This window comes from Sulfurihydrogenibium yellowstonense SS-5, assembly GCF_000173615.1.
GTDB classification, from domain to species: domain Bacteria; phylum Aquificota; class Aquificia; order Aquificales; family Hydrogenothermaceae; genus Sulfurihydrogenibium; species Sulfurihydrogenibium yellowstonense.
Map to the genome: position 1 here is coordinate 1 of NZ_ABZS01000145.1, position 4,609 is coordinate 4,609.

Consider the following 4,609-nt stretch of genomic DNA (forward strand, 5'->3'; position numbering starts at 1 on the left):
TTTGTCAACTATTACAGGAGGACTTTCTGGTCCTGCTATCCTTCCAATAGCTGTTAGGATGATATGGCAGGTTTATCAAAAATACGGCAGCAGAATACCCATTATCGGTGTAGGTGGAATATCAAATTACAAAGATGCACTGCAGCATATATTAGCTGGAGCATCTGCTATACAAGTAGGAACAGCAAATTTCTATGACCCTCTCTCGCCGTTAAAAATAATTGAAGATTTAAAAAATCATTTAGACAAAAAAAGTTATACACATTATAGTCAATTAATAGGAAAAGCTCATCAAATGATAATAAAGGAGGCGTAAAAAGATGGTGGTTGTTTTAACAAAATTTCCAATCAAAAAAGAGTTTAAAGAAGATTTTGAAAAAAGGTCCAAGGAAAGATTTGGAGAGCATGGAATCTCTAAAATGGAAGGATTTCTTGGAATGAAAATTTTATCCGGCAAAAGCTTTCCTTCAATGCCGGAAAACAACAATGTGTTAATTATTACATACTGGAAAGATATGGAAAGTTTCTTAAATTACACAAATAGCGAAGCTTTTAAGAAAGCTCATGAAAATCCACCACCAGAAGAATGGTTTGCAGGACCGCCTACTGTTGAGATTTATGAGGTAATAAAAGAAATATAAAAAGAATATGTTAATTTTATTTTATTTTAACTTTAAATTATAAGATTGAAATTACTTGATTAATATTATATTATTGATTTAAATCATATTTTAGTAGGAGGTTAACAATGGGAGAAAACACAACTATCAGATGGTTGCTCTTCTTCTTCTTCCCAGCCCTGTTTGTCTATGGTTTGCTGCATGTTTATTCATCTAAGCCAGCACAAGCTAAAAAGACAGCAGAACTAACAGAAATGGAAGAAGCAGGAAGGAAGGTTTACAACAAATTCTGTGTAGGATGTCACGGTGAAAACGGTGATGGAAACAGTATGGCAGCGCCATTCTTTAAGGTTAAACCACCAAACTTCCACACTGGCGTATTTAGATGGAAGTCTACTCCAGAAGGAACACTCCCAACAGATGAAGACTTGTTACACGTATTAGATTGGGGTATTCCTCAGACACCTATGCCATCTTTCCATTTGGTGCCAGAAGTTCAAAAAAGAGCAGTTATTGCTTACATCAAAACTTTCTCTGACAGATGGAAAAAAGAACAACCAGGAGAGAGTGTTTACAGCCAAATCAAAAAAATTCCTGAATACTTTGGAACAAAGGAATCCATAGAGAAAGGTAAAGAGTTGTATGCTGCAAACTGTACAGCTTGCCATGGTGAAAGTGGAAGAGGAGATGGTCCAATAGCTTCAACTTTACCGGTTCCACCAACTAACTTAACTTATCCGGTTAGAGCAGCAGGTCCATCACCAAAAGACACGTTCAGAGTTTTAACCGTTGGTCTTGAAGGTTCTCCGATGCCAAAATTTGACCATTTATCAGAAGAAGACAGATGGCATCTTGTTTCTTACATTGCATATTTAATGAACCAAGGAAAATAATATAAGGAGGTGCAAACAATGGCTACTGCAACAGCAACAGGTGATGTTCAATTAACAAACCTCGTTAACTATACCCTTGTTAAGCTTCACGTTGGAATGGGTCTGATTTTCTTCATTATCGTTGGATTAATGGGATTCTTATACTCTTTACAGCTTGACGGTATCTACCCATTCCCAGGAATAGAATTTTTATCTCCTGGTAGAGTGAGAATGATACATACAGCGGGTGCTGCTTATGGATTCTTAGTAAACATGTTTACTGGTCTTCTTTACTGGGCAGTTCCGAGATTTACAGGTTATAAAGTTTTCGACGAGAAATATTTAGGTACATTTATGTTTGTTGGCCTTCAAGCGGCTGTATTGATTACAGTTGTTGCAATTCTTTTCTTAGGTCAAGCTGACAACGTTGAATGGGGTGAGACACCTTGGTGGATTGACCCAGTAATCGTTGCTTGGTTATTATTGCATGCAATTCAATTTGGTACTCCAATTTTAAAAGCATCTCAAAAGGCTCCTCTTTATGTTTCTGGATGGTATATTTCAGCAATGTTGGTATGGACACCGCTTGTAGTATTCATGGGTAACTTTATACCAAGATTCTGGTCTGCAGGATCTGGAGCTGGTGCAGTTCAATCTACATTCATTCACGACTTAGTTGGATTGTACGTTACACCTGTAGCTTGGGGATTAATGTATTACTTTGTACCAGTTATTATGAAGAAGCCAATGTGGTCTCACGGATTATCATTGCTTGGTTTCTGGGGATTAGCATTTTTCTATCCAATGAATGGTGTTCACCACTTTTTATGGTCTCCAATTCCAATGTTTGCTCAGTATTCGGCAGTGTTTGCAACAGTTGCTATTGAATTTGCAGTTACATCAGTTTTAATCAACTTCATGATGACATTAAGAGGTTCTGCTGAAGTATTAAAGTACAATGTACCTTTAAGATACATGTATACAGGAGCGATTTTCTACTGGATTACATGCTTCCAATGCGCATTCCACGTTACGTTAACATTCCAAAAAGTTATCCACTTTACAGACTGGGTAACAGGACACGCACATCTAATAATGTTTGGTACATTTGGAATGTGGGTTCTTGGAATGGCTGAGTATGTATGGCCAAGACTCTTTGGAAAAGAAACTATGTATTCTAAGGGAATGTCAGAAGGAGCATACTGGCTATTAACAATTGGTGTAATTGCAATGTTTGTTGACTTAACAGCTGCAGGATTAGTTCAAGGTTTTGACTGGATTGGATTAAACCCATGGATTGACTCAGTTAACTTCTCAAAACCATTCTGGTATTTTAGATCAGTGGCTGGAATTATGATGTTAACAGGATTGTTAATGTATGCTATGAACTTCTATAAAACTGCGACAGCTGGTAAAGGTCTTGAAGCTCAGCTAAAGCAAACAGTTTAGAGGAGGGATTGAAAAATGGGTAAAATGGAGCGTTTCCCTTTTGTGGTATTGGTAGCAGGGTTAGGGTTCTTCCTTTTTGCAGACTTTATATCTTGGGCATTGCCGATGTTTGTATTGAAAGACATTCCTATGAAGAAAGTTAGCGACCTTGCTGCAGAGGCAAAAGCAAAAAATACCTCTGCTTGGGCTGATTTTCAAAGATTAGCTCAATACTATCCAGAACAATTTAAAAAATATTATGGCGAAGTAAATGAAGAATCATTTGCTAAGGCTTTAAAAATTGGTCACCGTTGGTATGTTGCTGAAGGTTGCTGGAACTGTCACTCTCAAATGATAAGACCGGTTTCTAACGAAACATTAAGATTTGGTATTCCGGGAGTTTCTAATACTGTTTCTTATCCTTCAGAATATCAAAATGAATTGCAAGCTCCTGTATTATGGGGTACAAAAAGAATTGGCCCAGACTTAATCAGAGAGGCGGCAGTTCATAACGTAGATTGGCAGGTTGCACACCTCTATAACCCAGAATCTACTTCACCAGGATCAAACATGCCAGGATATCCATGGTATTTTGAGAAGGATAAAAACGGAAATATAGTTCCTAATGAAAGAGGTATCGGACTGTTAACCTACATTATGTGGCTTGGCTCTTGGGAAGTTAAACCAACTAAGGAATGGGCTTTAAAATAATTAACGATTGAGGGCGAATTGCCCTCCACTTAACAAATGTGAGGTGATAAGATGAAGATAACCCAACGAACAGTCTCACTTATGATAATGTTTATTTTCCTATTTGTAGTTGGGTCTATAATCGCAATAAGAACTGTTGCTTACTTAGAAGCAGGTTTTGAATTAAAAGGATTTTTGGTTGAAGTTATATCTTATATTGTTGCTTTAACTGGATGGTTGACTCTATTCATTTATTCTTATCTGAAAGGTGATTTTAAGGACATAGAAGGTCCAAAATATGAACTTTTAGAAAGAGAGGAAAAAATCGTTGAATCAGAAAAAAAAGCTGGGAGGTATTAAAAAATGGCTGGACATTTGGAGAATACAAGAGCAATTGATAAGATTACCTATGTAACAGATGCTGTTCCAACATGGTGGATGATGTTTTGGATCGGATATATTCTTTTTACTGTGTCTTACATAGTATTTGATTGGATACCAGACTTCTTAGGTTGGTTGTCTGTAGTGGGACAAGGTGCAGAAGCAGCTGATAAGTACATTTGGTTAAGAGAGATGATGAGAAATTAAAAAGGTTTTTAAATCTATATTTTAATTCTTTTTATGAAGAGGCTTTTATGGCCTCTTTTTTAATCATCTATTAAATCTCTTATCTATACCCTTAGATTAATCAGGGTGGGAAATTCAAGAAAGTAAAGTAGATATCTTGTTAGTTTATACTTTTTACATCCGCAGTCTACAAAGTTGAGAATTTCTTTTCTAAATAAAGAATGGTAAAAATGAGACAATTCATGAATTGCCCGTACGTGAGTATATAGGAAGTAAAAGGACAGAAATTTTTGGACTGTAAGGTGACAATATTTCTTGCAAACAGTCCCTTAAAGAATCTACCCATAGCCTAAGAGCAAATGAATAGGATTTTATCCTTTCTTTAATACTTATCTTTAACATGCCCTTGTCATTCTTGAAACTTTATATTCT

Annotated in this window: 6 protein-coding genes and 1 pseudogene; all 7 read left to right on the forward strand. The window is 36.3% G+C overall.

All coding sequences use genetic code 11. The annotated features are described in order from the left end of the window. Nucleotides 1-316 (forward strand): annotated as a pseudogene (locus SULYE_RS06300) (dihydroorotate dehydrogenase); the annotation flags it as partial. A gap of 4 nt (nucleotides 317-320) precedes the next feature. Next, nucleotides 321-641 carry an antibiotic biosynthesis monooxygenase family protein gene (locus SULYE_RS06305; RefSeq protein ID WP_007547665.1) on the forward strand — a complete coding sequence of 107 codons (321 nt, stop codon included), beginning with the start codon at nucleotides 321-323 and terminating at the stop codon, nucleotides 639-641. Between the two features lie 107 nt (nucleotides 642-748). Beyond that, nucleotides 749-1,513, forward strand: a complete 765-nt coding sequence (locus SULYE_RS06310; RefSeq protein ID WP_007547667.1) for a c-type cytochrome — start codon at nucleotides 749-751, stop codon at nucleotides 1,511-1,513. 18 nt (nucleotides 1,514-1,531) lie between these two features. Further along, nucleotides 1,532-2,941, forward strand: coding sequence for a cbb3-type cytochrome c oxidase subunit I (locus tag SULYE_RS06315; RefSeq protein WP_007547668.1), 1,410 nt, complete (start codon nucleotides 1,532-1,534; stop codon nucleotides 2,939-2,941). 15 nt (nucleotides 2,942-2,956) lie between these two features. Further along, nucleotides 2,957-3,631: a cbb3-type cytochrome c oxidase subunit II gene (locus SULYE_RS06320; RefSeq protein WP_007547669.1), complete on the forward strand. Its 675-nt coding sequence runs from the start codon at nucleotides 2,957-2,959 to the stop codon at nucleotides 3,629-3,631. A 51-nt stretch (nucleotides 3,632-3,682) separates the two neighbouring features. Beyond that, nucleotides 3,683-3,970 carry a hypothetical protein gene (locus tag SULYE_RS06325; RefSeq protein WP_043989192.1) on the forward strand — a complete coding sequence of 96 codons (288 nt, stop codon included), beginning with the start codon at nucleotides 3,683-3,685 and terminating at the stop codon, nucleotides 3,968-3,970. Between the two features lie 3 nt (nucleotides 3,971-3,973). After that, complete coding sequence (locus SULYE_RS06330) at nucleotides 3,974-4,198, forward strand: hypothetical protein (protein WP_007547671.1); 225 nt, start codon at nucleotides 3,974-3,976, stop codon at nucleotides 4,196-4,198. The last annotated feature ends 411 nt before the right edge of the window (nucleotides 4,199-4,609 follow it).